Here is a 23,513-nt window from a genome sequence, read left to right as displayed (position 1 = left end):
CTTTTAAAGATTAACGTTTTAAGTTAACCGGGTAACAATAGAAGCGAAACGCGAGTATAGGAAAAAATTACCCTCTGGAATTAATCTCGCAATTTTGATAGGAAAATAAGTAAAATTTAGTAAAAGAACAGTCTGTTAAAAAAGATACAATCACAAGTGATAAAAATTGATTTAAAGAATGATAGAATTAAAAAAAAGTATATTAAAAGCTTGTTCTGTGCTTCAAAAACCGCTGATTTGATAGAATTTCATAAAAAGACGAGCTAAATAGAGAAGATGGAGGGAGAAAAATCGTAAAAAAAAATAGTTCCTTAAATAGCGAGAAAAACAGGCTAATTTTTACTTAAAAGAGTTCTAAATTCAAGCGATGGTAATTTCAAAAAAACTGTTGCAAATAAATTTTTTACATATATAATTAGAAACAGACGATGTATATACAAGTTTCAAACATGTAATTTTTTGTACTTGATGCAGCGATTAATAATATAGGCGTTTTATAATTCCGGAAAAATTGTTTGAGTATACAATTTTCCCGGAATTAAGTATGGGCTAATTAGTAGTTAAACGATAAGCAACGCAACTTATGATCGCGATTTTTTTAAGGAGGTTAATAGTTTGAAACAAGAAGAAATTGGTATTGTTGTTGGAGTAGAGGGTGAACTGGCAAAAGTAAGCGCCGCCAGACATGCAGATTGTAAAGACTGTGGAGCATGTCCAGGTGAGGATGCCATCATAATGGATGTTCGAAATCCAATCGGAGCTAAACCGGGACAAAAGGTTGCATTTGAAATACAGGAAGCTAATATGATTATTGCTGCATTTATGGTTTATGTTATGCCTCTTTTAGCAGCAGCAGTTGGAGCAGTTATGGGATGGTTTGTTGCAAATAAATTGGGACAACCATTGGTTCCGTTTCAAATAGGTGGCGGAATAATAGTGTTTTGTCTATCATTAATTTTTGTGAAATTATATGATAAGGCCGTAAAAAAAGACGTAAAATCATTACCGGTGATTACAAAAATATTGAGTTAAATAAGTTCCGATTTGACTTTGTATTTTTGCTTATCTATAGAGATTCATTATAATATACTAAAAAGGGAGGTTTTAAATATGATGAAGAGTTTTCGCGGTGGAGTGCATCCAAACGATCGCAAGAGTTATACAGCAAATAAGCCGATAGAAACAGCACCTTTGCCAAACAAAGCAATCATTCCCGTGAGACAGCATATCGGTGCACCTTGTTCACCTATAGTAGCCAAAGGCGACTTAGTGAAAAAAGGGCAATTAATTGCGACAACCGATGCATTTGTTTCAGGAAATGTACATGCATCAATTTCGGGAAAAGTGATCGATGTAGGAGAATATCCTCATCCAGGGTTGGGAACATGTCTGGCAATTGTTATTGAAAACGATGGCCAGGACGAATGGGCTGAAGGTATCCCGCTAAAACGGGACTGGCAGAGTCTGGATGCTGATAGCATCAACAAGATAATAAGAGAAGCTGGTATTGTTGGTATGGGTGGTGCAACTTTTCCAACACATGTAAAAATGACTGTACCTAAAGAAAAAACAGCTGAGGCATTTATTTTGAATGCTGCTGAATGTGAACCATATTTAACCGCTGACCATCGGCTTATGCTTGAAGAATCAGCGCGAATAGTAACCGGTGTAAAAATAGCGATGAAAGCACTTGGCGTTACAAAAGGGTATGTTGGAATAGAAGATAATAAACCAGATGCTATTGAAGTAATGAAGAAAGCTTTTGAAGGAACTGGAGTAGAAGTTATGGGGCTCCCAACAAAATATCCTCAAGGTGCTGAAAAAATGCTGATTAAGGTAATTACTGGCAAAGAGGTTCCATCTGGCGGACTTCCTCTGGATGTTGGCGTTGTTGTTCAAAACGTCGGTACGGCAGTTGCAATATCGGATGCTGTAACTCAGGGAATCCCACTCATTCAGAGAGTGACAACAATCAGCGGCAAGGCGATAAAAGAGCCTAAAAATATTTTAGTTCGAGTAGGAACAACATTTAGAGAAGCAATCGATTTTTGTGGGGGATTTGCAAGTACACCCGAAAAAATCCTTAGTGGTGGACCAATGATGGGAATGGCAGAACCACATATAGATCTCCCAATCATAAAAGGTGTATCTGGAATACTTGCTTTGGCCGAAGGGGAAGCAAACACTGGGAAACAATCACCATGCATCAGATGCGGAAGATGTATTAACGCATGTCCGATGGGATTAAATCCTAGTATGTTTAGTCTTTTAGGAGAGAAAAATCTTTTCGAAGAAGCAGTTGAGGATTTTAGTCTTCTTGATTGTGTTGAGTGCGGAAGCTGCGTTTACGCATGCCCGGCAAAACGAAATATCGTTCAATATGTTAAATACAGTAAAGCACAGAATGCTGCTAAAAAAGCTGCAAAGAAATAGGGGGGTGAGTTTTTCATGGCGGAAGTAAAATCAAACAAGGAATTATTTAATGTATCTGTATCTCCACATATTCGCTCAGAAGAGTCAGTTTCAAAAATAATGTGGACAGTGAACCTAACATTAGCTCCAGCGGCATTGTTCGGAGTATATCATTTCGGTTTAAATGCGCTTATGATTATATTATTAGGTATTGTATCAGCTGTGTTTTTTGAATGGGCAGTCGAAATAATAAGAAAAAAACCGATTACCGTAAAAGACGGAAGTGCTTTTTTAACCGGCCTGTTGCTGGCAATGTGTTTACCACCAACGCTTCCAGCGTGGATGGCCATCGTTGGTTCGTTTATCGCCATCGTCGTGGCAAAACATGCCATGGGCGGAATTGGTTCAAACATTTTCAATCCAGCACATATTGGTAGAGCGGCATTAATGGTATCATGGCCAGTTGCGATGACAACCTGGAGTAAAATGACAACAAGTGTTCCAGATGTTGTAAGTTCTGCAACACCACTTAACATCTTAAAACAACAAGGTTACGATGCATTAATTAGTACCTTTGGCAGTGCATCAAATATGTATCAGGCAATGTTTTTAGGAAACCGCAGTGGTAGTATCGGTGAAACATGTACGGTACTATTAGTTCTCGGCGGATTGTTTTTAATCTATAAAAAATATATAAACTGGCAAGTTCCTGTTGTTATGATCGGTACTGTCGGAATTTTAACTTGGATATTTGGACCAGCCGGCTTCCTTACTGGAGACCCACTTTTTCATATGATGGCTGGTGGTTTAATCATTGGAGCATTCTTCATGGCTACCGATATGGTTACCATTCCAATAACGATAAAAGGTCAAATAATTTTTGCCTTTGGTGCAGGGGTATTGACAACCTTAATCAGACTTAAAGGCGGCTATCCTGAAGGCGTTTGTTATGCAATATTATTAATGAACTGTCTGACACCTCTAATTGACCGCTTTTGTCAACCAAAAAAATTCGGAGTAAGGGGGTAAATGAATATGTCGACTGAACATACTACAAAAGAATATTCTATTTTTCAGATTGCGATAAACTTAATGATCGCTTGTTTTGTAGCTGGATTAATTATTGGTGTTACTAATTTTGTAACGTCACCGATTGCGATAAAGAATGCAGCGGATAAAGAGATGAAAACAATGCAAGCCTTAGTTCCAGATGCAGATACCTTTACGCCTATTGAAGGCAAAACCGATTGGTATGCTGCAACAAAGGGGGGCGAAAAAATTGCCTATGTTGTTCCCGGTGAGACAAAAGGTTATGGCGGAGCGATAACAATGCTGGTTGCTGTTAAAACGACTGGCGAGGTTATTAATTTTTCAATATTGAAGGCAAATGAAACCCCTGGTCTTGGGGACAATGCTGGAAAAGAACCGTTTAAATCCCAGTTTGCAGGAAAAACATCTGAAAACTTGGTAGTGACAAAAGATCCTTCAAACAAAGAAAATATTCAAGCAATGACTGGAGCTACAATTTCTTCTAAAGCCGTAACAAAAGGCGTTAAAGAAGCAGTAGATGAAGTCGTAGCGTTTGCAGGAGGTAATAAATAATTATGAAAAATTATTGGCAAATATTTAAAAAAGGTATTATCGCAGAAAATCCTATATTTGTTTTGGCGCTTAGCCTTTGTCCAGCTTTGGCGGTAACGTCTTCAGCAACGACGGCGTTAACAATGGGTCTTTCGGTTATGTTTGTTATTTCGATGAACAACATGGTGGTCTCACTTACCAGAAAAGTCGTTAACCCTAAGGTTCGGGTACCGGTTTATATTACATCCATTGCAACGATTGTTACCGTGGTGCAATTAGTTCTTCAGGCATATGCCCCGGATCTTTATGATGCATTAGGAATATATCTGGCCTTGATTGTTGTTTTTGCAATCATATTGGCAAGAGCAGAGTCATTTGCATCAAAAAATAAGGTTATCCCATCTTTCTTCGATGGTTTTGGGATGGGCTCAGGTTTTTGTGTGGCGTTGGTAATTATTGGAATTATTCGCGAACTGCTTGGAGCGGGTTCGATTTTCGGAGTAAAAATTCTTGGTGACTGGTATAATGCTCCATTGATTATGATCTTACCAGCAGGGGGATTCATTTTAATTGGATACCTGGTTGCTGCATGGAAAATCTTAACCAATCATATGGAAAAAAAGCAAGCGGAAAGGGGTGAAGCATAATGGAATATTTAACCCTGTTTTTAGGCGCAGTAGTAGTAAACAACTTCGTACTGACAAAATTTTTAGGTCTGTGTATTTTCTTTGGTGTTTCAAAAAACCTGAGCGCTTCCGTTGGTATGGGTATGGCTGTTACGGCTGTAATGGTCATGAGTTCGGCGTTGGCATGGCTTGTCTATCATTTTATCTTATTCCCATTCGGACTAACATTCATGACGACAGCAGTATTTGTTTTATTGATAGCAAGTTTTGTTCAATTGCTGGAAATGGTTATAAAAAAACATGCCCCGGCACTTTATAATATGTGGGGAATTTATCTACTGTTAATCGCTACAAACTGTATCGTTTTATCAGTACCACTTTTAAATATCGAATCTAATTATGGATTCTTATTAAGTTTGGTAAATGCAGTAGGTTCTGGTTTGGGATTTGCACTGGCAATAATCCTGATGGCTAGTTGTCGAGAAAAACTGAGATTGGCGGATGTACCCAAATCATTAGAAGGTATTGGGATTGCATTTATACTGGCAGGTATGTTGGCGTTGGCGTTCCTTGGCTTTTCAGGAATGATTTAATAATCGAAAGGAGATAAGGAATCATGAATACTGCAATAATGGTTGTACTGGTAATGACAGGCATTGGTTTGGTTTTTGGCTTGATCTTAGCATTTGCTAACAAAGCCTTTGCCATCGAAACAAATCCACTTATTGAGATAGTCGAAGACGTACTTCCTAAGGGACAGTGCGGAGCTTGCGGCTACGCTGGTTGCGCAGCTTATGCTGAAGCAGTTGTTTTGGAGCCGGACGTAGCGCCTAATTTATGTGTGCCTGGTAAAAAGATTGTAGCAGATCAGGTAGCAGAAATAACTGGAAAAGTTTCAGCTGAAATTGAACCAAGAGTTGCTCAAATAAAATGCAACAATCCGATATCAGATGCAATTAAAAAATATAATTATGTTGGACTGGAAGATTGTATTGCTGCAAGTCTCGTTCAGGGTGGACCCAAAGGATGTCAGTATGGATGTATGGGCTTTGGTACCTGTGCAGCTAATTGCCCATTTGATGCACTTACAATGGGAGAAAATGGTTTGCCAATTGTTGATGAGAAAAAATGTACAGGATGTGGAAAATGTAGTTTGATCTGTCCTAAACATGTAATCACGATGGCGCCAATTGGTGCACCGGTAGCAGTTCTTTGTAATTCAAAAGATAAAGGTGCTGCAGCTAAAAAAGTTTGTTCGGTCGCTTGTATCGGTTGTGGAGCTTGTAAAAAAAGCTGTCCGTACGATGCAATAACAGTTGAAAACAATTTAGCTACCGTAAATGGAACGATTTGCTTAGAAAAATGCAACAATCCAATTTGTCTGGAAAAATGCCCAACAGGAGCGATTGTTCCTTTGACTGAAGATGCCAAAAAAGCATCAGTAATTTTGAAGGAAGCTGTTGCAAAAGCAAAGGCAGAAAAAGCTGCTCAAGCAGCGCAAGCAAAAAAAGAAGAAAAATAAAGTTATTAGAATAATCAACAGAAATTTAAGTCTGCAAAAGATGATCAATCATTATCTTTTGCAGACTTTTATCTTTGTTCGTTGATTGTAAAAATAAGGATAAACAAAAAAACAGCAGGTCCGGATGACCTGCTGTTTTTATATTAGGAATGAAAAGAAAAAGGGGAGATGTTTATCTCTTGAAACCATAATAAGGCGCGAACCTTTATTAAATCTTGAAATAGGTTCTAATTAAGCTAAATTAAGAAATGTCTTATCCATGAAGATGATGAGCGCCTCACTGTCTTCATGGATAAGACAATAATTAAAGAATGAGAAAGTCGGAATAAGCGAGTTAAGAAATTGAATGATAAAAGGTAATTTTTCAATATTGACAAAAAAGAAGGGGTATGATAATCTTTTAAACAATATAATAGTTGGGGAGCTTGAGCATTTAGGCTGAGAGGAAGTAGCGTGTTACTTCGACCCATACACCTGATACGGATAATGCCGACGTAGGGAAAGTGTGAAAATTTGCTGTGCATTGATGCGCGGCTTTTTTTATTTATACGAAAGGAAAAATGCAAGTTAAGTCGGAAAGGAATTATATGCAAAATGAAAACAAACTTTCAAATCGAAGTCTGACCCTTTTGTGGTTAGGCGCGGCCATCTCCATTGCAGAAGTGATGACTGGGACGCTGATTGCGCCGCTGGGATTAAAAAACGGAGTGATTGCCATTATAATTGGTCATGTCATCGGAATATCCGTTTTGTTTCTGGCTGGCGTTATTGGTTCCCAAAGCAAATTACCGGCCATTGAATCATCACGGATATCCTTTGGCAAATACGGATCATATATTTTTTCAATACTGAACATCCTGCAATTGATCGGGTGGACAGCGGTGATGGTGATTACCGCGGCAAAAGCAATTGATGGTGTCACCGCCAGTACTTTTAATTATCAAAACACGACACTGGGGTGTATAATAATTGGGGTCTTTATTTTTTTATGGGTGCTCGTGGGTTTTAAAAATATGGAGAAGCTAAACTATATTGCTGTAGGGCTGCTATTTATCGGTTCTGTTATTTTAAGCTTGCAGATCTTCAGCGGATCATCTGTAAACTCAGCCGTTGAAGGTACGATGACCTTTGGCGGAGCTGTGGAATTGAGTGCGATCATGCCAATTTCATGGCTTCCACTCATTGCGGATTACACGCGGTTTTCGGAAAAGAAAAAATCAGGGTCATTGGTCAGTTCGATCAGTTATTTTATGGGAAGCTGCTGGATGTACATCATTGGATTAGGTGCCGCTCTTTATGCGGGTACCTCGGATATTTTTGTGATACTGACCAGTGTGGGCCTGGGGATGGTGGCATTGATCATTATCCTTTTTTCCACCGTTACAACGGCATTCTTAGATGTTTATTCGGCAGGAGTGAGTTTTGTTAATATCGATACAAAGGTTAAAGAAAGAACTGCTGTACTGATAACCGGTGTGATCGGTGTTTTGTTGGCCATCGTTGCACCCATTGATGCATATCAGGATTTTCTTTATTTAATCGGATCAGTCTTTGCTCCGCTTTTTGCGATATTAATTACCGATTATTTCGTTTTCAAGAATACCCAGATAGAAGAGAAAAAATTGCTTGATATCAAAAACATGATGATTTGGGTAGTTGGCGTGGTGATTTATCGGCAATTGATGACTTTAGATTTTCCTGTTGGGGTCACTCTGCCGGCAATGATAATAATTAGCCTAATATGTATATTAGTAAATGGAGGAATTAAATTATGTTTGAAAAGATCTTAGCAAACGTCAATAGAAAACACCCTTTGGTGCATGCAATCACAAATTATGTTACCGTCAATGACTGCGCAAATATGGCGTTGGCATGTGGAAGTTCGCCGATTATGGCGGACGATATCAATGAAGTTGAAGATATAGTTTCAATATGCAATGCATTAGTTATTAATATTGGCACCCTGAATGAACGAACCATCGCTGCCATGATCAAAGCAGGAAGAAAAGCCAATCAGTTGGGGCTGCCGGTGATACTGGATCCGGTTGGGGCGGGCGCTTCAACGTTTCGAACCGACACCGCGTTGGAACTGTTAAAGCAAGTGCGAATCAGCGTAATCAGAGGTAATATCTCGGAGATTAAAACGATTGATCAAGGCAGTGGAACCACAAAAGGTGTGGATGCCGATATTAATGATACGGTTGATGAAGACAATCTCGATCAGATGATTCAGTTTGCACAAGCTTTAAGTGAAAAAACCGGAGCAATGATTGCAATAACGGGAGCAATCGATATTGTTGCCGATAAAGAAAAGGCCTTTGTGATTAAAAACGGCCATCCAATGATGTCCCGAATAACGGGAACCGGATGTATGCTCACAACTCTCATTGGCGCTTATTGTGGGGCCAATCCGGAGGATTTGCTTCTGGCCACGGCAGCAGCTGTAAGTTGTATGGGATTATGCGGAGAATTGGCATTTGAAAAGGTTTGGGCTCAAAAAGAGGGAACGTCTTCCTTTAGAACCTATATCATCGACTTTATGAGCAATATGGATGCCGAGATTTTAGAAAGGGGAATGAAGGTTGAAATTCGATAAATCAGCAATGCTTTTATATGCCGTGACCGATCGAACCTGGTTGGGAAACCGAAGCTTATCTGAACAGGTTGAAGAGACCATTAAAGGCGGAGCGACTTTTATTCAGCTGCGGGAAAAAGAGCTGTCCTTTGAAGGTTTTGTCAAAGAGGCGGAAGAAATAAAAAAATTGACGGATCACTATCAAATTCCCTTTGTGATTAATGACAATCATGAAGTGGCGATGGCAGTCAATGCCGATGGTGTGCATGTTGGACAGGGAGATATGGATGCCAGGGAGCTGCGAAAGCGTATAGGAGATAAAATCCTTGGCGTATCGGCCCAGACGGTCGAACAGGCCATTAAGGCTGAAGAAGACGGAGCTGATTATATTGGAGTAGGGGCCGTGTACGCCACTTCAACAAAAACCGATGCCAATCTTGTTGCTCTTGAAACATTACAGAAAATTTGCAGTACTATTTCTATACCAGTTGTCGCCATCGGGGGATTAAATGAGAATAATATTCTTGGTTTAAAGGGGACTGGTGTTGATGGTGTGGCTTTGGTATCGGCAATCTTCTCAAAGCTGGATATTGCCAAAGCAACCAGAGAATTACACAGTCTTTCCTGGGAAATGATAACATCATGAATCAAAAAGGAATCATTTTTGATATGGATGGAACGCTCATTGATTCAATGCCGGTATGGAAGAACTTAGGCGGAAATTTTTTAAAAAATCATGGGATAAATCCTCCGGATAATTTAAATGAGATCACGACAACCATGAGCTTTGCGGAGTCTTCCCGTTATTTTGTTAATCAATTTGGGCTCGCCTTAACGGCAGCAGAGGTGAATGCTGAAATCAACGAAATGATACGAGACAGTTATGGGACTCACTTACCCTTAAAGCCTTTTGTAAAGGAAGTCCTGGATCAATATGTCAGGCAGGGAATAAAAATGAGTATTCTAACCGCAACTGATCGCTCACTGGTTGAAACGGCAGTTAAAAGACTGGGTATTTTAGATTATTTTGAATTTATTTTGACATCAGATATGACCGGGCTTTCGAAAAGTGAGCCAGAAATATATTTCCAGGCGGTTGAGACATTTGGTATTCCAGAAAAAGAAATTGCCATCGTCGAGGATTCTTTATATTGTATTAAGGCGGCAAAAAATACAGAGTGCTATATTGTCGGGGTTTATGATGAATTTTCGAAAAATGATTGGGAAGAAATAAAAAGAGTATCTGATCGAACGATTAATAGTTTTGAGGAGTTGAGAAAATGAAAAAAGTTTTATCAATTGCCGGATCGGATTCAAGCGGCGGAGCAGGGATTCAGGCCGATATGAAAACCATCATGGCTCATAAAATGTATGCCATGACAGTGATCGTCGTATTAACGGCTCAAAACACAACTGGGGTTTATGGAATTTATGAGGTTGACAGCGGTTTTGTGGAAAATCAAATGGATTGCGTGTTTACCGATATTTTTCCGGATGCGGTAAAAATCGGGATGGTATATAGTGCTGACATTATCAATAGTGTTGCCAAAAAACTGATTGAGCACCAGGCCAGAAATATCGTCGTCGATCCGGTAATGGTCGCAACCAGTGGGGGAAAATTATGCAGTGACGACAGCGTCGAAGCATTAAGAAAAAAGCTGTTTCCAATTGCTGACATTATCACGCCGAATATACCGGAAGCAGAATGTTTATGTGGTTTTGAGATTCAGTCCAAAGCTGATATGGTAAAAGCGGCCAAGATCATTGCTCAGGAGTGTAAAGGAAGCGTCCTGATTAAAGGCGGACATTTTGAAGAAGGTGCCGATGATCTTCTATTAATTGAAGCTGAAGAAATCTGGCTTACCGGAAAAAAAATTGATAATCCGAATACCCACGGCACCGGCTGTACCCTTTCATCAGCAATTGCCTGCAATCTCGCAGCTGGACAGGATATGAAGCAGGCGGTAAAAAATGCAAAGGACTATATCACTGGGGCATTGGCGGCACAGCTTGATTTGGGAAAAGGTAGCGGACCACTGGATCACGGTTATAAAATATAGGCAGCTTTAAACAGCATAATGTGGATAAGTTATCAGACTGTGGATAAAATGCAAATGTAAATTCAGGCGGCCATTGTAAAAGCAGTTGTCTGCATCATAGCGAACTGGCGATAGCCGGTACGAAATGGCAGCAGACAACGATTTATGATGGCCGCCTGGACAAGTTTATCAACACCCCCGCTGTCTTTGGGGGATAAATTTTACCATTCTTTTTTTAATACTTTTTCAATAAAGATCTTCGCGATATCACTGTCAAACTGAGTGCCGGAGCATTTCTTGATTTCATCGATAGCTTCTTCCTGGCTTAAAGCTTTGTGAAAAAGTCTATCAGAAGTCATTGCACTGTAAGCATCGGCAATCGCAATAATTCTTCCTTGAACGGAGATTTCTTCACCTTTCAGACCTTTTGGATAACCGGTCCCATCCCATCGTTCATGATGCTCAAGAACATATTTGGCAGCTTCAGCTGTTTCAGTGACGGAGTGCAGGATATGATAACCAATTTCAGGGTGCCTTTTTATTTCAGACCATTCATTGACATTTAGGTTTTCAGCTTTATGACGGATTGAATCACCAATAGCAATTTCACCAATGTCATGCCTTAACCCGGCAATTTTAATATGGTTAATGGCATCCGGACTAAAGTTCATTTCTCTTGCAATCGCGGCACAGAGTCCACCGACAAATTCGGATTCAAGCATCTCTTGTTTATCTCTTTTGTATAATAAATTAACAATTGAATCAATGGTTGCTTTTTTTATGTTTGGGCTTACTGAAAGCTTGTGTGCATACATCGCATCTTCTGCTTTTTTATAGATTTCTGTCATTTTTTCTGAAACATCGCATTTCACAGAAAGGCCCATGGAAACAGATAAAATAGTATTTTGAATATTTGTATTTGAAATTGAATCGTATAAACGTTCAATTATTAGTTTTGCATCTTCTTTATTTGTTCTGGGGAGCAAAACGACAAATTCATCACCGCCAGTCCGGGAGACAATTTCGTCGTTTCGACACTCTTCTTTTAAGATGTTTGCAAAGCTTTTTAGAATCATATCGCCGGCTTGATGCCCATAGGCATCATTGATTAGTTTTAAACCGTTGACATCGGCCATGATCAAAGCGATCGGGAGGTTTCGTTCGGTATCCAATCGTTGCAATTCTTCCTCATAGAACCGGCGGTTGTAGAGTCCGGTGAGTTGATCATGATAACTTAAATAAAGAACTTCTTTTTCAGCACGCTTTCTTTTTTCAATATCACGGCTGACACCAACAATTTCAATATCTCCATCTGAATTATATCGATATTTTGTTGACAGTTCAACCCAAATAATATTACCATTTCTACATGGTTGCTGAATTTCAATCAGGGCTGGATTAGAATTTTCAGGGTTGGCGATAAAATTCTCCAAATCGTTTTTCAGGCATTCCCGCATAGTAATTGAGGACTCTGGAGTGACGAAGCTTTCTAAGCTTGTCTTTATAGCTTCTTCAGAGGTGATTCCTATTAATTGGAGTATAGAGGGGCTTATATAAGTAAATTTATTTTTGGTAATGTTAAAGAGCCAAGTGACATCAGATGCAAATTCAGTCAAGAGTCGATATTTTTCTTCACTAAGTTTTAGTTCCTTTTCGGCATTTTCACGATCAGTCATATCATGAATAATACCGATAATATGCGGAGTATCGTTCAGCATAATCATTTCACCTGAAAAAGTACAAATAACAATGTTGTTGTTTTTGCGTCGAAAATTTAATCCATAGTTTCTGATAGATTTGTTTTCAGAAAGAGCTTTTATTATTTTTCGCGAGTCGGAAAGATCATTATAGATATTGAGATCAAGGATGCTTTTATTAAGAAGTTCTTCTTTGCTGTAACCGGAAAGTTTCATAAAACCAAGATTGCAATTAATGATTATTCTATCAGAAAAGCGGGTAAGGATACTGGCGTCAGGACCGAGGCTGAAAATTTGTTCGAAATGTTCCTTAGCTTCGAGAATTTCCGAATTTAAGCGCTTATTGATCATAAAAATGAGAATAAAGGCAGTGATGAAATTCAAGATAAAGAGACCAGAAAATGAAAGTAATTGTAACATGTCGGGATAAAGCGCATAGGTTAAAGGCTTAGAAAATAACGCGAAAAAAGCACGCAGAACTGAAAAAGCTCCGACAAGAAAGAACGTTCCAGCGAGAAGCTTTGTTGAGGCAACGAGTGATGTTATTTTATTTTTCAGAATGCTTGAAGCAATTAAAAATGAGATTAATGAAACAGAAATGCTTACGGAAAAAATTCGATAAGTAATATTGTTATTGATATAGTTAAAGTAAGTCAGTAAAAAAAAGGTGATCATAAACACAGACAGTGCTATCCATTTTGCTACTTTTATTTTTAAAAAACGCATCAAGCCAGCATATTGAAATATTAATGCCAGGATGAGTAAAGAATTTCCCAGGATAATCGTAATAAAAGAGTTGGAGATGATCGTTTGGAGGATAATAAAAAGAAACCCCAAAGCACACAAATAATAACCAATACCAAAAATATTAATACCCTGATATTTTCGATTCACTGAAGCTTGAAAAATGATAATAATTCCTTGAAAAACACTGGAAATGACCAAGATCAGTGCAATTGTACGCATATCAATATTCATGGTCGACCTCTCGTTATATTTAAAAAAATTGGATTAAGATTGAAAACGAAGCAATTAAAAACCATCTTTCTGTTATTATTTTATATATCCACATTGGCAAGAAACAAACTTTATTTGAAAATTTTTCACTTGCTAAATGGATCGTTTCTATGTTAGAATCAACTCATAAAAAAATAAAAGACAGTTCGTTCGTAACCATCCTGTCTATAAACAAAACTAGGGCTAGCTATTTTAGTTTATTTAAGGGCGCCCAGGCGCTCTTTTTATTTTGTAAAATCAAAAAATCAAGCGAACCAAAGAAAATTGGATCGCCTGTTTCTTTGGTGTTACAAATGCGTTTTGTTTTGTTGGATTGGCGTTGCTCTTTTTATTTTTTTAAGAAAGAAAGGAGCATTATTATGCAAAATAAAGAATCCATCGCAGTAAAAAAACAGCCATTATTCTACACTAAAAAAATAACGATTTCAGGAGTTGTCATCGCCATATACATCGTCATCATGCTGCTGACCCAGAGTTTTGCCTTTGGACAGTATCAGGTGCGAGTTGCAACAAGTCTGTATGCATTGGCAGCCATCCAGCCCTTTTTAATTATTCCTTTGGGCGTTGCCAATCTTTTAAGCAATACCATTATGGGAGGTCTTGGACCGTTGGATATGATTGGGGGCTGTGTTGCAGGTCTGCTGACCGCGACTGCCTGTTATTATATAAAGAAAATCAATGTTATCCTGGTGGGATTGCCGATTTTTGTCATTCCAACGCTTTTGGTTCCAATATGGCTTTCCTATATTCTCGGTGTGCCATATCTGGTTTTGCTGGTGAGTGTTGGAATCGGTCAGATTTTACCGAGTATCCTGGGTGTTTTAATTGTAAAATATTTAGAGAAACCGCTCTTGAAAATATAAGGAGGATCAATGTCAAACAGAGAAAAGAAAATTGAAGGAATTTCGCTTCTTGGAAATCAAAAAGTGCCCTACCGTTTTGACTATAATCCTGAAATTCTCGAAACATTTGTAAACAAACATCAGGGAAATGACTATTTTGTCAAATTTAACTGTCCCGAATTTACGAGTTTATGCCCGATAACAGGTCAACCGGATTTTGCAACAATCTATATTTCATATGTGCCAAGTGTAGAGATGGTTGAAAGCAAGTCGCTTAAGCTTTATTTATTCAGCTTTAGAAACCATGGCGATTTTCATGAAGACTGCATGAATATCATCATGAAAGATCTTGTTAAGCTGATGGCCCCCAAGTATATAGAAGTCTGGGGAAAGTTTACTCCGAGAGGCGGGATATCCATTGATCCCTACTGCAACTATGGAAAAGAAGGGACAGAATGGTTCGAAGTGGCAAAAAATCGCCTGCACAATCATGATTTATATCCTGAAAAAATAGATAATCGATAAAACCTGAGCCGCAGAATTTTAAGCGGCTCAGGTTTTTTTAATAAAATCAGATTAGATTTAAGAAATATTGATGAACCGTAAGATCAGCGGTCAGTTCAGGATGAAATGAAGTGACGATCATGTTAGCCTGTTTCGCGGCCACGATATGGTTGTCAACACGGGCTAAAATATCAACTTTTTCGCCAACACTTTCAATATAGGGGGCCCGAATGAAGACCATGGGAATTTTCCCCAAGGCATTGAATTCTTCATCCGTCTGAAAACTTCCCAACTGCCGGCCATAGGCATTTCGCCTGGCCACAATGTCCATGGCGGCAAAATAGAGGGTTTCATCATCTGCTATTTTGCCGGCTAACAGGATGAGTCCGGCACAGGTTCCCAAAACCGGGATGTCTTGTTCAATTAAGTGTTTTATAGGATCAAACAGGTCAAGTTCGCGAAGGAGTTTTCCCATCACCGTGCTTTCTCCACCGGGCAAGACCAGACCGTCAATGGAATGCTTCGTCAGATCGGTCTTTTTTCTTAGCTCAATGCAGTTCACGTCCAATTGCTTTAGAATTTTGATGTGTTCTTCAAAAGCCCCCTGGACGGATAATACGCCGATTGTTTTTTTCATTAGATCCCTCGTTGAGCCATTAATAATTCAATTTCCTGTTCATTAATTCCAACCATTGCTTCACCCAGATCTTCAGACAGTTCAGCAAGCAGTTTAGGATCATTAAAATTGGTGACGGCTTTAACAATCGCTTGGGCTCTTTTGGCAGGATTCCCTGATTTAAAAATACCAGATCCCACAAAGACACCTTCAGCGCCAAGCTGCATCATTAAAGCAGCATCAGCAGGTGTGGCAATACCGCCAGCGGCAAAATTGACCACCGGAAGCTTACCGGTTTCATGAATAATTTTCACTAGATCATAGGGGACCTGCAAATCCTTGGCAACCTGAAAAAGTTCATCTTCTCTGGTGTTTTGAATCGTTCGAAGCTGTTGATTTATCAGTCGCATATGGCGAACCGCTTGAACGACATCTCCGGTTCCCGGTTCCCCTTTGGTACGAATCATCGAAGCCCCTTCGCTAATTCTTCTTAAGGCCTCACCCAGGTCTTTTGCGCCGCAGACAAAGGGCACATCAAACTTAGTTTTGTCGATATGGTAAGTATCATCCGCTGGGGAAAGAACTTCGCTTTCATCAATGTAATCAATTTCGATGGCTTGAAGGATCTGAGCCTCCCCAAAATGACCGATGCGTACTTTGGCCATAACTGGAATGGAAACCGCCTTTTGAATGCTTTTTATCATTTTTGGATCGCTCATTCTTGATACACCGCCGGCGGACCGAATGTCGGCGGGAATCCGTTCTAAGGCCATAACAGCGCAGGCGCCGGCATCTTCGGCAATACGCGCTTGTTCAGCAGTGGTGACATCCATAATAACCCCGCCTTTTAACATTTGGGCCAAATTCTTGTTTAACTCATAACGATTACTCATTTTATTTTCTCCTTTTATTTTGAAATTGATTTTACTGATTTGTTCAATGTGCAGTATTGTAATACATTACTGGCATCATTAAAAGTATCAAAAACGACAAATGTGATAGCACCAGATGAAAAACTCAAGAAAATGAGTAACATTCTTTAAATAAAAAATCTTCTTGATTTTAATCTGTTTCTATAGTACAATTTGAGTCGTATGATTAGAGGTAGATTTTAATCTATTTAGCGTATTCTAAAACGAAATTTTCTGAATGCGTCAAAGAATTTTGACCATTTCTTTATCCGATTTACTTAAGAACGATAAAGAAATTGAATGCCATACGGACAGCTAGGTCGAATGCCGGTTGGCAACTTTCGTTGCCTTATTGATTGAGCGAATGCTCAAATTTTATAAGTTGGTTACTTAAAACCGTGTGCGTTTTTGCACATCACACTTGTGAAACAATCAATAAGAGTAGTAAAAGTAAGTTCTTGCTATATAGACTCTGACTTCTACATTTTGAATAAATAAACCTGAAAATGCGATTAAGCATTTAATTCGAAATAAAACAAAATTAGTAGAAAAGAAACTCAAGTGGATGGACAGCAGATGCTGGAAGATCACTTGGGTTTTTTGCTTTACCGGGAAAAATTGAAATGGGGTGGAATATGGAAAATAAATTAAAGTTAAATGGTTTCAATAATTTAACCAAATCCCTTAGCTTTAACATTTATGATGTCTGTTATGCTAAAAGCGAACGCGAACAGCGGGATTATATTGCCTATATCGATGAACAATACAATTCTGAGCGTTTGACTAAGATTTTGTATCGTGTTACGGAGATGATCGGGGCTCGGGTACTGAATGTATCTAAACAGGATTATGATCCCCAGGGTGCCAGTGTGACATTTTTAATTGCCGAAGAAACTTTTCTTAGAGGTTGTCAGGGCGAAAATGCTCCTAAAACTGATTTAAATGGAGAGACGGTCGTCGCCCATTTGGATAAAAGTCATGTGACCGTTCATACCTATCCGGAATATCACCCGGATAATTCCATTGCAACCTTTCGGGTGGATATTGATGTCGCCACCTGTGGAGAAATCACACCGTTAAGTACGCTGGATTTTCTCATTGGAAGCTTTGATTCAGATATTATCACGATGGACTATCGGGTGCGAGGCTTTACTCGGGATGTGAGTGGAAAAAAATTATTTATTGATCATAAGATTACATCAATTCAGGATTATATCAATGACGAAACATTGAAGGAATATGATGCGATTGATATCAATGTTTATCAGTCCAACATCTTTCATACAAAAATGATGTTAAAAGAAATATGTTTGCAAAATTATCTTTTTAATACGGACGCTTATGAATTGCCGCCAAGAACGCGATTGCAAATAACGGAAAGCCTTCGTCGGGAGATGATTGAAATTTTCAGCGGCAGTAATGTGTATTAAAAAGGGAGGAAATAAAGAAAAGTGTCAAAATTACAACAAGAACGAATGCCTATATTGGAAGCCCTGAATAAGTTAAAGAAAAGCCGGGTTGTTCCCTTTGATGTCCCCGGACATAAACGGGGAAGAGGAAATTCAGAGTTAACTGATTTTTTAGGTGAAAGCTGTATGTCAGTGGATGTTAATTCCATGAAACCACTTGACAATCTTTGCCATCCGGTTTCAGTCATTAAAGAAGCCGAGGAGCTGGCGGCAGATGCCTTTGGCGCTAAGCAGGCGTTTTTTATGGTAAATGGCACCACGTCTGCAGTTCAGAGTATGGTTTTATCTGCCTGTAAAAAAGGTGAAAAAATCATTCTGCCCCGGAACGTTCACCGCAGTGTCATCAATGCACTTATTCTTGGGGGGGCTATTCCCGTTTATGTGAATCCCGAAATGAATCATGAACTGGGTATATCGTTGGGAATGACCTTGGCAGCAGTGGCAAAAGCGATTGGAGAAAATCCCGAGGCAAAAGCGGTATTAGTCAACAATCCCACTTATTATGGAATCTGCTCCAATTTAAGAGCCATAACGGAGCTGGCCCACCAGCATGGAATGCTGGTGCTGGCGGATGAGGCTCATGGAACCCATTTTTATTTTGGCGAGAACATGCCATTAAGTGGCATGGCGGCAGGAGTCGATATGGCTTCGGTGAGTATGCATAAATCCGGCGGTTCGCTGACGCAAAGCTCATTTCTTTTAGTTGGTGGGGCGGCTGTCAACCCAGGTTATGTAAGGCAAATTATCAACCTTACGCAGACCACCAGCGGCTCTTATTTACTCCTTTCCAGTTTGGATATTTCACGAAAAAATCTGGCCTGCAAGGGAAAAGAAATTTTTAGGAAAGTATCTCAGATGGCTCAATATGCAAGAGATGAAATCAATCAGATCGGCGATTACTATGCTTATTCTAAGGAATTGATTAACGGGGATACAATTTTTGATTTCGATGCGACAAAATTATCAATTAATACTTTGAATGTGGGTCTTGCCGGTATTGAGGTGTATAATATTTTAAGAGATGAGTATGATATTCAGGTAGAATTCGGAGATGTGGGAAACATTTTAGCCTACATTTCAGTCGGTGACACGCATCGAAATTTAGAACGTCTGGTGAGTGCCCTGGCCGAAATTCGCCGCATTTATAAAAAAGATAAAACCGGAATGCTGCAATATGAATACATTAATCCAGAGGTGCTGGTAGCCCCGCAAGAGGCATTTTATGCAGAAAAGGAAGCACTTCCACTGGAACAAAGCGGAGGGCGTATTTGCAGTGAATTTGTGATGTGTTATCCTCCGGGGATTCCCATTCTGGCACCAGGAGAAAAAATCACAGCGGAAATTCTTGATTCAATTGAGTACATGAAAGAAAAGGGTTGCTTTATGACCGGTCCGGAAGATATGGACATTAAGAATCTCAATGTACTGAGAGAGGGATAGCAATGGAACTATGGTTTACAGAAAAACATACCCCTACCGTCAAATTTTCAATCCAGGTGGACCGTCAGCTTTATTGCGGTCATAGTGAGTTTCAGCGAATTGATGTCTTTGATTCCAAAGAGTTTGGACGGTTTTTAACGTTAGATGGATACATGATGCTGACCGAAAAAGATGAGTTTATCTATCACGAGATGATTGTACATGTTCCCATGGCGGTTCATCCGGCACCGAAGAAAGTATTGATCATTGGGGGCGGTGATGGCGGTGCGGTCAGGGAGTTAACGCGTTATCAATCAATCGAACAGATTGATTTGGTGGAGATTGATGAGCTCGTGGTGGAGGTTTGTAAGAAGCATTTGCCTCACACTGCCTGCTGTTTTGGTGATGAACGCGTATCGGTGTATTATCAGGACGGATTAAAGTTTGTTCGCCGATGTGAACAAGAGTATGATCTCATCATTGTGGATTCCACCGATCCTTTTGGTCCGGGTGAAGGACTGTTTACCAAGGAATTTTACGGCAATTGTTTTAAAGCGCTTAAGGAAGACGGGATTATGGTTAATCAGCATGAAAGTGCATTTTATCAGGATGACGCGGTGGCGATGCAACGAGCCCATAAACGGATTGTCGATTCGTTCCCCATCAGTAGGGTTTATCAGGCGCATATTCCGACCTATCCTTCTGGTCACTGGCTGTTTGGATTTGCTTCGAAGAAGTATTATCCCATTGAGGATTTAAAAGCGGTGAAATGGAATGCGTTAGGTTTCAAAACCCGTTATTATAACACCAAATTGCACGTCGGTGCTTTTGCCCTGCCAAATTATGTGGAGGAGCTGCTGAGAGATGTTGAATAAAAATATCGAAACATTTTTGGGATGTGATAGCAACTACCAGGAAGCAAAGGCGGTTGTTTTTGGAGCGCCTTTTGATTCCACGACCTCTTTTCGGCCGGGAACCCGTTTTGCCAGTAAAACGATGCGGGGAGATTCCGATGGACTGGAAACCTACAGTCCTTATCAGGATAAGGATTTAGCGGATATCAATGTATTTGATGGCGGGGATCTGGAACTTTGTTTTGGCGATACTAAAAAAGCATTGGGCCAAATTGAAGCGTTCACGGCGCAGATTCTTGGTGACAATAAGTTGCCGGTGATGATCGGCGGAGAGCATTTGGTGACGCTGGGGGCGGTGCGGGCAGTATTTAGAAAACACCCGGATCTTCATGTGGTTCATTTTGATGCCCATGCGGATTTGCGAGATGATTATCTTGGAGCAACACTGTCTCATGCGACGGTCCTTCATCGGGTGTGGGATTTAGTTGGCGATGATCGAATTTTTCAGTTCGGTATTCGTTCAGGAGACCGGAGCGAATTTCGGTGGGGAAAAGAACACGTCGTAACTCGAAAATTTGATTTCCAGGGACTGGAAGAGGTGGTGGAAAAATTAAAAGGCAAACCAGTTTATTTCACGCTGGACCTTGATGTGCTGGACCCATCGGTCTTTCCGGGAACGGGAACACCGGAACCTGGTGGAGTCAGTTTTATGCAGCTGCTCGACGCTATTCGATCCGTCAGCAGGCTTTCAATTGTGGGCTGCGATATCAACGAGTTATCTCCGGTTTATGATCACAGCGGCGTTTCCACAGCGGTGGCCTGCAAAGTCCTGCGTGAGCTGTTGCTGGCAGTGGTTAAATAATACAATCAAACTAAACTATCAACAGGAATTGCAAAATTCTAAAGACTCAAACAACACTTGCTTCGCGGTCAGTTTTCACAAACAATTTTGTAACGTGTAGGCGAACAGTTCGAAAATTGTAACGTGTAAAACTGGCAGCGAAGCCTACGGCAGTTTTGTAAAAATCTAACAATAAAGGAGGATAAAATTATGGGAAAAGCGTTAATTATTGGTTGCGGTGGGGTTGCCAGCGTCGCCATTCATAAATGTTGTCAGAACAGCGAGGTATTCAGTGAAATATGCATTGCCAGCCGGACAAAGAGTAAATGCGATGCGTTGAAAGCTAAGCTTGATGGCGGTGATACGAAAATCACCACGGCGCAAGTAAACGCTGACCATGTGGATGAATTGATTGCCATCATTGAAGCATTCAAGCCGGATGTGGTACTAAATTTGGCCCTGCCTTATCAGGATTTAACGATTATGGATGCCTGCCTGGCGACGAAAACGAATTATGTGGATACGGCCAATTATGAGCCGGTGGACACCGCAAAATTCGAATACAAATGGCAGTGGGATTATCGGGAACGTTTTGAAAAAGCTGGAATCACGGCTCTATTGGGGAGTGGTTTTGATCCGGGGGTAACCGGAGTCTTTGCTGCATATGCCCAAAAGCATTACTTTGACGAAATCAACACGATTGATATCCTTGATGCCAACGCGGGAGATCATGGTTATCCCTTTGCAACAAACTTCAATCCGGAGATCAATATCCGCGAGGTGAGTGCCAACGGCAGCTATTGGGAAGCTGGAAAGTGGATTGAAACCAAGCCCATGGAGATCAAACGGGTTTATGATTTTCCGGAGATTGGACCAAAAGATATGTACCTGCTTCACCATGAAGAACTGGAATCATTGGGATTAAATATCAAAGGGATAAAACGAATCCGTTTTTTCATGACCTTCGGAGAGAGTTATCTTACCCATTTGAAATGCCTGGAAAACGTCGGAATGACTTCCATCAAACCGATTGAATTCGAAGGCCGGCAAATCGTGCCGCTGCAGTTTTTAGCAGCCGTTTTGCCTGACCCATCGACATTGGGGCCAAGAACGAAGGGTAAAACAAATATCGGCTGCATTTTCCAGGGAAAAAAGGACGGAAAGGATAAGACCTACTATCTCTACAATGTTTGTGATCATGAGGCATGTTATAAAGAAGTCGGTTCCCAGGCAATTTCTTATACCACTGGTGTTCCGGCCATGATCGGAACGATGATGGTGATGACCGGACAGTGGAACCGGCCGGGAGTATACAACGTTGAAGAATTTGATCCCGATCCGTTTATGGCAGCATTGAACAAATGGGGACTGCCCTGGCAGGAGAGCTTCACCCCGGACCTCGTTGATTAGATGATGCGAATTAACGATGCTTTTTTTGAGCTGCCAACCCCTTGTTATATCGTGGATGAAGAACGGCTCATTAAAAATTTGGAGATTTTAGATGCTGTTCAAAGACGGACCGGTTGTCACATATTGCTGGCGCAAAAGGCTTTTTCGATGTTTTCTTTATACCCTCTCATCGGGAAGTATCTATCGGGTACAACTGCCAGCGGTTTGTTTGAAGCCCGTCTGGGTTATGAGGAAATGGGAAAAGAAAACCATGTTTTTTCAACCGCCTATTTGGAGAATGAATTTGATCAGATGCTATCATTATGCGACCATATCATTTTTAATTCATTTAACCAATGGGTGAAATATAAAGACCAGGCCTTAGCAGCCGGACGAAGCTGCGGGATGCGAATCAATCCTGAGTGTTCAACTCAGGAGCATGCTATTTATGATCCCTGTGCACCGGGTTCCCGGATGGGGGTTACATTAAAACAGTTTAAGCCGGAACTGCTTAAAGGCCTGGAGGGACTTCATTTTCACACGCTTTGCGAGCAAAATGCCGATGCTTTGGAAGAAACCTTGAAGGCGGTGGAAGATCAGTTTGGCTGTTATCTCCACCAAATGAAGTGGCTTAATTTTGGCGGGGGACACCATATTACCCGAAAAGATTACGATGTTGAAAAACTGATTGCCTGCATCAAGCATATTCAGGGCAAATACAAGGTGAAAGTTTACCTTGAACCGGGTGAGGCGGTGGCCTTAGACACCGGTTTTTTGGTATCGACGGTACTGGATATTGTTGATAATGGAATTAAGAATGCGATTTTAGATGCCTCTGCTGCCTGTCATATGCCGGATGTGTTGGAAATGCCCTATCGCCCGGAAATCATCGGAGCAGGGTTAGCCGGAGAAAAGCCGTTTACCTATCGTCTGGGTGGAGCAACCTGTCTGGCGGGAGATATTATGGGCGATTATTCTTTCGATCGCCAGCTTAAAATTGGAGACAAACTTGTGTTTTGCGATATGGCCATCTATTCCATGGTAAAAAACAATACCTTCAACGGCATGAATTTACCATCGATTGCCATTTTTACAGAAGCAAAAAACATCCGAATGGTTAAGCAATTCGGATATGAAGATTTTAAAAACCGGCTGTCCTGATGGATAATCGGTGGGCTTATTTAGTAAGCGAAAAAGGA

Annotated in this window: 23 protein-coding genes and 1 riboswitch; of the genes, 20 read left to right on the top strand and 3 right to left on the bottom strand. The window is 40.3% G+C overall.

Translation table 11 applies throughout. The annotated features are described in order from the left end of the window. Window positions 1-615: 615 nt before the first annotated feature. The 12 genes from FZC41_RS05030 (at window position 616) to thiD (ending at window position 10,776) form a co-directional block, all read left to right on the top strand. Window positions 616-1,032 (top strand): SoxR reducing system RseC family protein, encoded by a 417-nt coding sequence (locus tag FZC41_RS05030; protein ID WP_148566292.1) that lies wholly within the window; start codon window positions 616-618, stop codon window positions 1,030-1,032. Window positions 1,033-1,110: 78 nt separating this feature from the next. Then, window positions 1,111-2,433: an electron transport complex subunit RsxC gene (gene rsxC, locus FZC41_RS05025; RefSeq protein ID WP_148566291.1), complete on the top strand. Its 1,323-nt coding sequence runs from the start codon at window positions 1,111-1,113 to the stop codon at window positions 2,431-2,433. A 15-nt stretch (window positions 2,434-2,448) separates the two neighbouring features. Continuing rightward, window positions 2,449-3,441, top strand: a complete 993-nt coding sequence (locus FZC41_RS05020; RefSeq protein ID WP_148566290.1) for an RnfABCDGE type electron transport complex subunit D — start codon at window positions 2,449-2,451, stop codon at window positions 3,439-3,441. A gap of 6 nt (window positions 3,442-3,447) precedes the next feature. Continuing rightward, window positions 3,448-4,014, top strand: coding sequence for an RnfABCDGE type electron transport complex subunit G (locus FZC41_RS05015; protein ID WP_148566289.1), 567 nt, complete (start codon window positions 3,448-3,450; stop codon window positions 4,012-4,014). Between the two features lie 2 nt (window positions 4,015-4,016). Further along, window positions 4,017-4,640 carry an electron transport complex subunit RsxE gene (gene rsxE / locus FZC41_RS05010; protein ID WP_148566288.1) on the top strand — a complete coding sequence of 208 codons (624 nt, stop codon included), beginning with the start codon at window positions 4,017-4,019 and terminating at the stop codon, window positions 4,638-4,640. Continuing rightward, the gene (locus FZC41_RS05005; protein WP_170253856.1) at window positions 4,637-5,212 is read left to right on the top strand and encodes an electron transport complex protein RnfA; all 576 of its coding nucleotides are present in this window, start codon (window positions 4,637-4,639) and stop codon (window positions 5,210-5,212) included. The genes rsxE and FZC41_RS05005 overlap by 4 nt, the downstream gene beginning before the upstream one ends. Before the next feature lie 23 nt (window positions 5,213-5,235). Beyond that, window positions 5,236-6,141 (top strand): RnfABCDGE type electron transport complex subunit B, encoded by a 906-nt coding sequence (gene rnfB, locus FZC41_RS05000; protein ID WP_148566286.1) that lies wholly within the window; start codon window positions 5,236-5,238, stop codon window positions 6,139-6,141. A 407-nt stretch (window positions 6,142-6,548) separates the two neighbouring features. Continuing rightward, window positions 6,549-6,660, top strand: a riboswitch (TPP riboswitch). A 68-nt stretch (window positions 6,661-6,728) separates the two neighbouring features. Further along, window positions 6,729-7,931 (top strand): putative hydroxymethylpyrimidine transporter CytX, encoded by a 1,203-nt coding sequence (gene cytX / locus FZC41_RS04995; protein WP_148566285.1) that lies wholly within the window; start codon window positions 6,729-6,731, stop codon window positions 7,929-7,931. Then, window positions 7,913-8,737, top strand: coding sequence for a hydroxyethylthiazole kinase (gene thiM / locus FZC41_RS04990; RefSeq protein ID WP_148566284.1), 825 nt, complete (start codon window positions 7,913-7,915; stop codon window positions 8,735-8,737). The genes cytX and thiM overlap by 19 nt, the downstream gene beginning before the upstream one ends. Further along, the gene (gene thiE / locus FZC41_RS04985) at window positions 8,724-9,362 is read left to right on the top strand and encodes a thiamine phosphate synthase (RefSeq protein WP_186855149.1); all 639 of its coding nucleotides are present in this window, start codon (window positions 8,724-8,726) and stop codon (window positions 9,360-9,362) included. The genes thiM and thiE overlap by 14 nt, the downstream gene beginning before the upstream one ends. Beyond that, on the top strand, window positions 9,359-10,000 hold the full coding sequence (locus FZC41_RS04980) for an HAD family hydrolase (RefSeq protein ID WP_148566283.1): 642 nt from the start codon (window positions 9,359-9,361) through the stop codon (window positions 9,998-10,000). The genes thiE and FZC41_RS04980 overlap by 4 nt, the downstream gene beginning before the upstream one ends. Continuing rightward, window positions 9,997-10,776 carry a bifunctional hydroxymethylpyrimidine kinase/phosphomethylpyrimidine kinase gene (gene thiD / locus FZC41_RS04975; RefSeq protein WP_148566282.1) on the top strand — a complete coding sequence of 260 codons (780 nt, stop codon included), beginning with the start codon at window positions 9,997-9,999 and terminating at the stop codon, window positions 10,774-10,776. The genes FZC41_RS04980 and thiD overlap by 4 nt, the downstream gene beginning before the upstream one ends. A gap of 200 nt (window positions 10,777-10,976) precedes the next feature. On the opposite strand, the gene FZC41_RS04970 is transcribed toward thiD, so the two are convergent. Beyond that, entirely contained in the window at window positions 10,977-13,430 is a 2,454-nt protein-coding gene (locus tag FZC41_RS04970) for a diguanylate cyclase (RefSeq protein WP_148566281.1), read from the bottom strand. Between the two features lie 398 nt (window positions 13,431-13,828). Between FZC41_RS04970 and FZC41_RS04965 the strand changes: the two genes are divergently transcribed. Both FZC41_RS04965 and queF read left to right on the top strand, forming a co-directional pair. Then, window positions 13,829-14,332: a QueT transporter family protein gene (locus FZC41_RS04965; protein ID WP_148566280.1), complete on the top strand. Its 504-nt coding sequence runs from the start codon at window positions 13,829-13,831 to the stop codon at window positions 14,330-14,332. A gap of 9 nt (window positions 14,333-14,341) precedes the next feature. Next, window positions 14,342-14,836: a preQ(1) synthase gene (queF, locus tag FZC41_RS04960; RefSeq protein ID WP_148566279.1), complete on the top strand. Its 495-nt coding sequence runs from the start codon at window positions 14,342-14,344 to the stop codon at window positions 14,834-14,836. A 46-nt stretch (window positions 14,837-14,882) separates the two neighbouring features. On the opposite strand, the gene pdxT is transcribed toward queF, so the two are convergent. After that, window positions 14,883-15,452, bottom strand: coding sequence for a pyridoxal 5'-phosphate synthase glutaminase subunit PdxT (pdxT, locus tag FZC41_RS04955; protein ID WP_148566278.1), 570 nt, complete (start codon window positions 15,450-15,452; stop codon window positions 14,883-14,885). Continuing rightward, window positions 15,452-16,324 carry a pyridoxal 5'-phosphate synthase lyase subunit PdxS gene (gene pdxS, locus FZC41_RS04950; protein WP_148566277.1) on the bottom strand — a complete coding sequence of 291 codons (873 nt, stop codon included), beginning with the start codon at window positions 16,322-16,324 and terminating at the stop codon, window positions 15,452-15,454. Before pdxS ends, pdxT begins: the two co-directional genes overlap by 1 nt. 653 nt (window positions 16,325-16,977) lie before the next feature. Here pdxS and speD point away from each other — a divergent pair. The 6 genes from speD (at window position 16,978) to nspC (ending at window position 23,475) form a co-directional block, all read left to right on the top strand. Then, window positions 16,978-17,772, top strand: coding sequence for an adenosylmethionine decarboxylase (gene speD, locus FZC41_RS04945; RefSeq protein WP_148566276.1), 795 nt, complete (start codon window positions 16,978-16,980; stop codon window positions 17,770-17,772). A gap of 45 nt (window positions 17,773-17,817) precedes the next feature. After that, window positions 17,818-19,251 (top strand): aminotransferase class I/II-fold pyridoxal phosphate-dependent enzyme, encoded by a 1,434-nt coding sequence (locus FZC41_RS04940; protein WP_148566317.1) that lies wholly within the window; start codon window positions 17,818-17,820, stop codon window positions 19,249-19,251. A gap of 2 nt (window positions 19,252-19,253) precedes the next feature. Beyond that, complete coding sequence (gene speE / locus FZC41_RS04935) at window positions 19,254-20,105, top strand: polyamine aminopropyltransferase (protein WP_148566275.1); 852 nt, start codon at window positions 19,254-19,256, stop codon at window positions 20,103-20,105. Then, window positions 20,095-20,946 carry an agmatinase gene (gene speB / locus FZC41_RS04930; RefSeq protein WP_148566274.1) on the top strand — a complete coding sequence of 284 codons (852 nt, stop codon included), beginning with the start codon at window positions 20,095-20,097 and terminating at the stop codon, window positions 20,944-20,946. The genes speE and speB overlap by 11 nt, the downstream gene beginning before the upstream one ends. 189 nt (window positions 20,947-21,135) lie before the next feature. Then, window positions 21,136-22,335, top strand: coding sequence for a saccharopine dehydrogenase family protein (locus FZC41_RS04925; protein WP_148566273.1), 1,200 nt, complete (start codon window positions 21,136-21,138; stop codon window positions 22,333-22,335). 3 nt (window positions 22,336-22,338) lie between these two features. Next, on the top strand, window positions 22,339-23,475 hold the full coding sequence (gene nspC, locus FZC41_RS04920; protein WP_148566316.1) for a carboxynorspermidine decarboxylase: 1,137 nt from the start codon (window positions 22,339-22,341) through the stop codon (window positions 23,473-23,475). Window positions 23,476-23,513: the final 38 nt, after the last annotated feature.

Source organism: Acetobacterium paludosum (genome assembly GCF_008086595.1).
Lineage (GTDB): Bacteria > Bacillota > Clostridia > Eubacteriales > Eubacteriaceae > Acetobacterium > Acetobacterium paludosum.
Note: the sequence above shows the minus strand (reverse complement) of the source record. Positions and strands in the feature narration are given on the sequence as shown.

What these genes read in the sequence shown, in the direction of transcription:
- thiD (WP_148566282.1), top strand. Translation starts at nt 9,997, where the DNA reads ATGAAAAAAGTTTTATCAATTGCCGGATCGGATTCAAGCGGCGGAGCA.
- speE (WP_148566275.1), top strand. Translation starts at nt 19,254, where the DNA reads ATGGAACTATGGTTTACAGAAAAACATACCCCTACCGTCAAATTTTCA.
- FZC41_RS05015 (WP_148566289.1), top strand. Translation starts at nt 3,448, where the DNA reads ATGTCGACTGAACATACTACAAAAGAATATTCTATTTTTCAGATTGCG.
- FZC41_RS04925 (WP_148566273.1), top strand. Translation starts at nt 21,136, where the DNA reads ATGGGAAAAGCGTTAATTATTGGTTGCGGTGGGGTTGCCAGCGTCGCC.
- cytX (WP_148566285.1), top strand. Translation starts at nt 6,729, where the DNA reads ATGCAAAATGAAAACAAACTTTCAAATCGAAGTCTGACCCTTTTGTGG.
- pdxT (WP_148566278.1), bottom strand. Translation starts at nt 15,452, where the DNA reads ATGAAAAAAACAATCGGCGTATTATCCGTCCAGGGGGCTTTTGAAGAA.
- nspC (WP_148566316.1), top strand. Translation starts at nt 22,339, where the DNA reads ATGCGAATTAACGATGCTTTTTTTGAGCTGCCAACCCCTTGTTATATC.
- rnfB (WP_148566286.1), top strand. Translation starts at nt 5,236, where the DNA reads ATGAATACTGCAATAATGGTTGTACTGGTAATGACAGGCATTGGTTTG.
- rsxE (WP_148566288.1), top strand. Translation starts at nt 4,017, where the DNA reads ATGAAAAATTATTGGCAAATATTTAAAAAAGGTATTATCGCAGAAAAT.
- FZC41_RS04970 (WP_148566281.1), bottom strand. Translation starts at nt 13,430, where the DNA reads ATGAATATTGATATGCGTACAATTGCACTGATCTTGGTCATTTCCAGT.
- FZC41_RS04940 (WP_148566317.1), top strand. Translation starts at nt 17,818, where the DNA reads ATGCCTATATTGGAAGCCCTGAATAAGTTAAAGAAAAGCCGGGTTGTT.
- FZC41_RS05020 (WP_148566290.1), top strand. Translation starts at nt 2,449, where the DNA reads ATGGCGGAAGTAAAATCAAACAAGGAATTATTTAATGTATCTGTATCT.
- speB (WP_148566274.1), top strand. Translation starts at nt 20,095, where the DNA reads ATGTTGAATAAAAATATCGAAACATTTTTGGGATGTGATAGCAACTAC.
- rsxC (WP_148566291.1), top strand. Translation starts at nt 1,111, where the DNA reads ATGATGAAGAGTTTTCGCGGTGGAGTGCATCCAAACGATCGCAAGAGT.
- queF (WP_148566279.1), top strand. Translation starts at nt 14,342, where the DNA reads ATGTCAAACAGAGAAAAGAAAATTGAAGGAATTTCGCTTCTTGGAAAT.
- FZC41_RS04965 (WP_148566280.1), top strand. Translation starts at nt 13,829, where the DNA reads ATGCAAAATAAAGAATCCATCGCAGTAAAAAAACAGCCATTATTCTAC.
- pdxS (WP_148566277.1), bottom strand. Translation starts at nt 16,324, where the DNA reads ATGAGTAATCGTTATGAGTTAAACAAGAATTTGGCCCAAATGTTAAAA.
- FZC41_RS04980 (WP_148566283.1), top strand. Translation starts at nt 9,359, where the DNA reads ATGAATCAAAAAGGAATCATTTTTGATATGGATGGAACGCTCATTGAT.
- thiM (WP_148566284.1), top strand. Translation starts at nt 7,913, where the DNA reads ATGTTTGAAAAGATCTTAGCAAACGTCAATAGAAAACACCCTTTGGTG.
- speD (WP_148566276.1), top strand. Translation starts at nt 16,978, where the DNA reads ATGGAAAATAAATTAAAGTTAAATGGTTTCAATAATTTAACCAAATCC.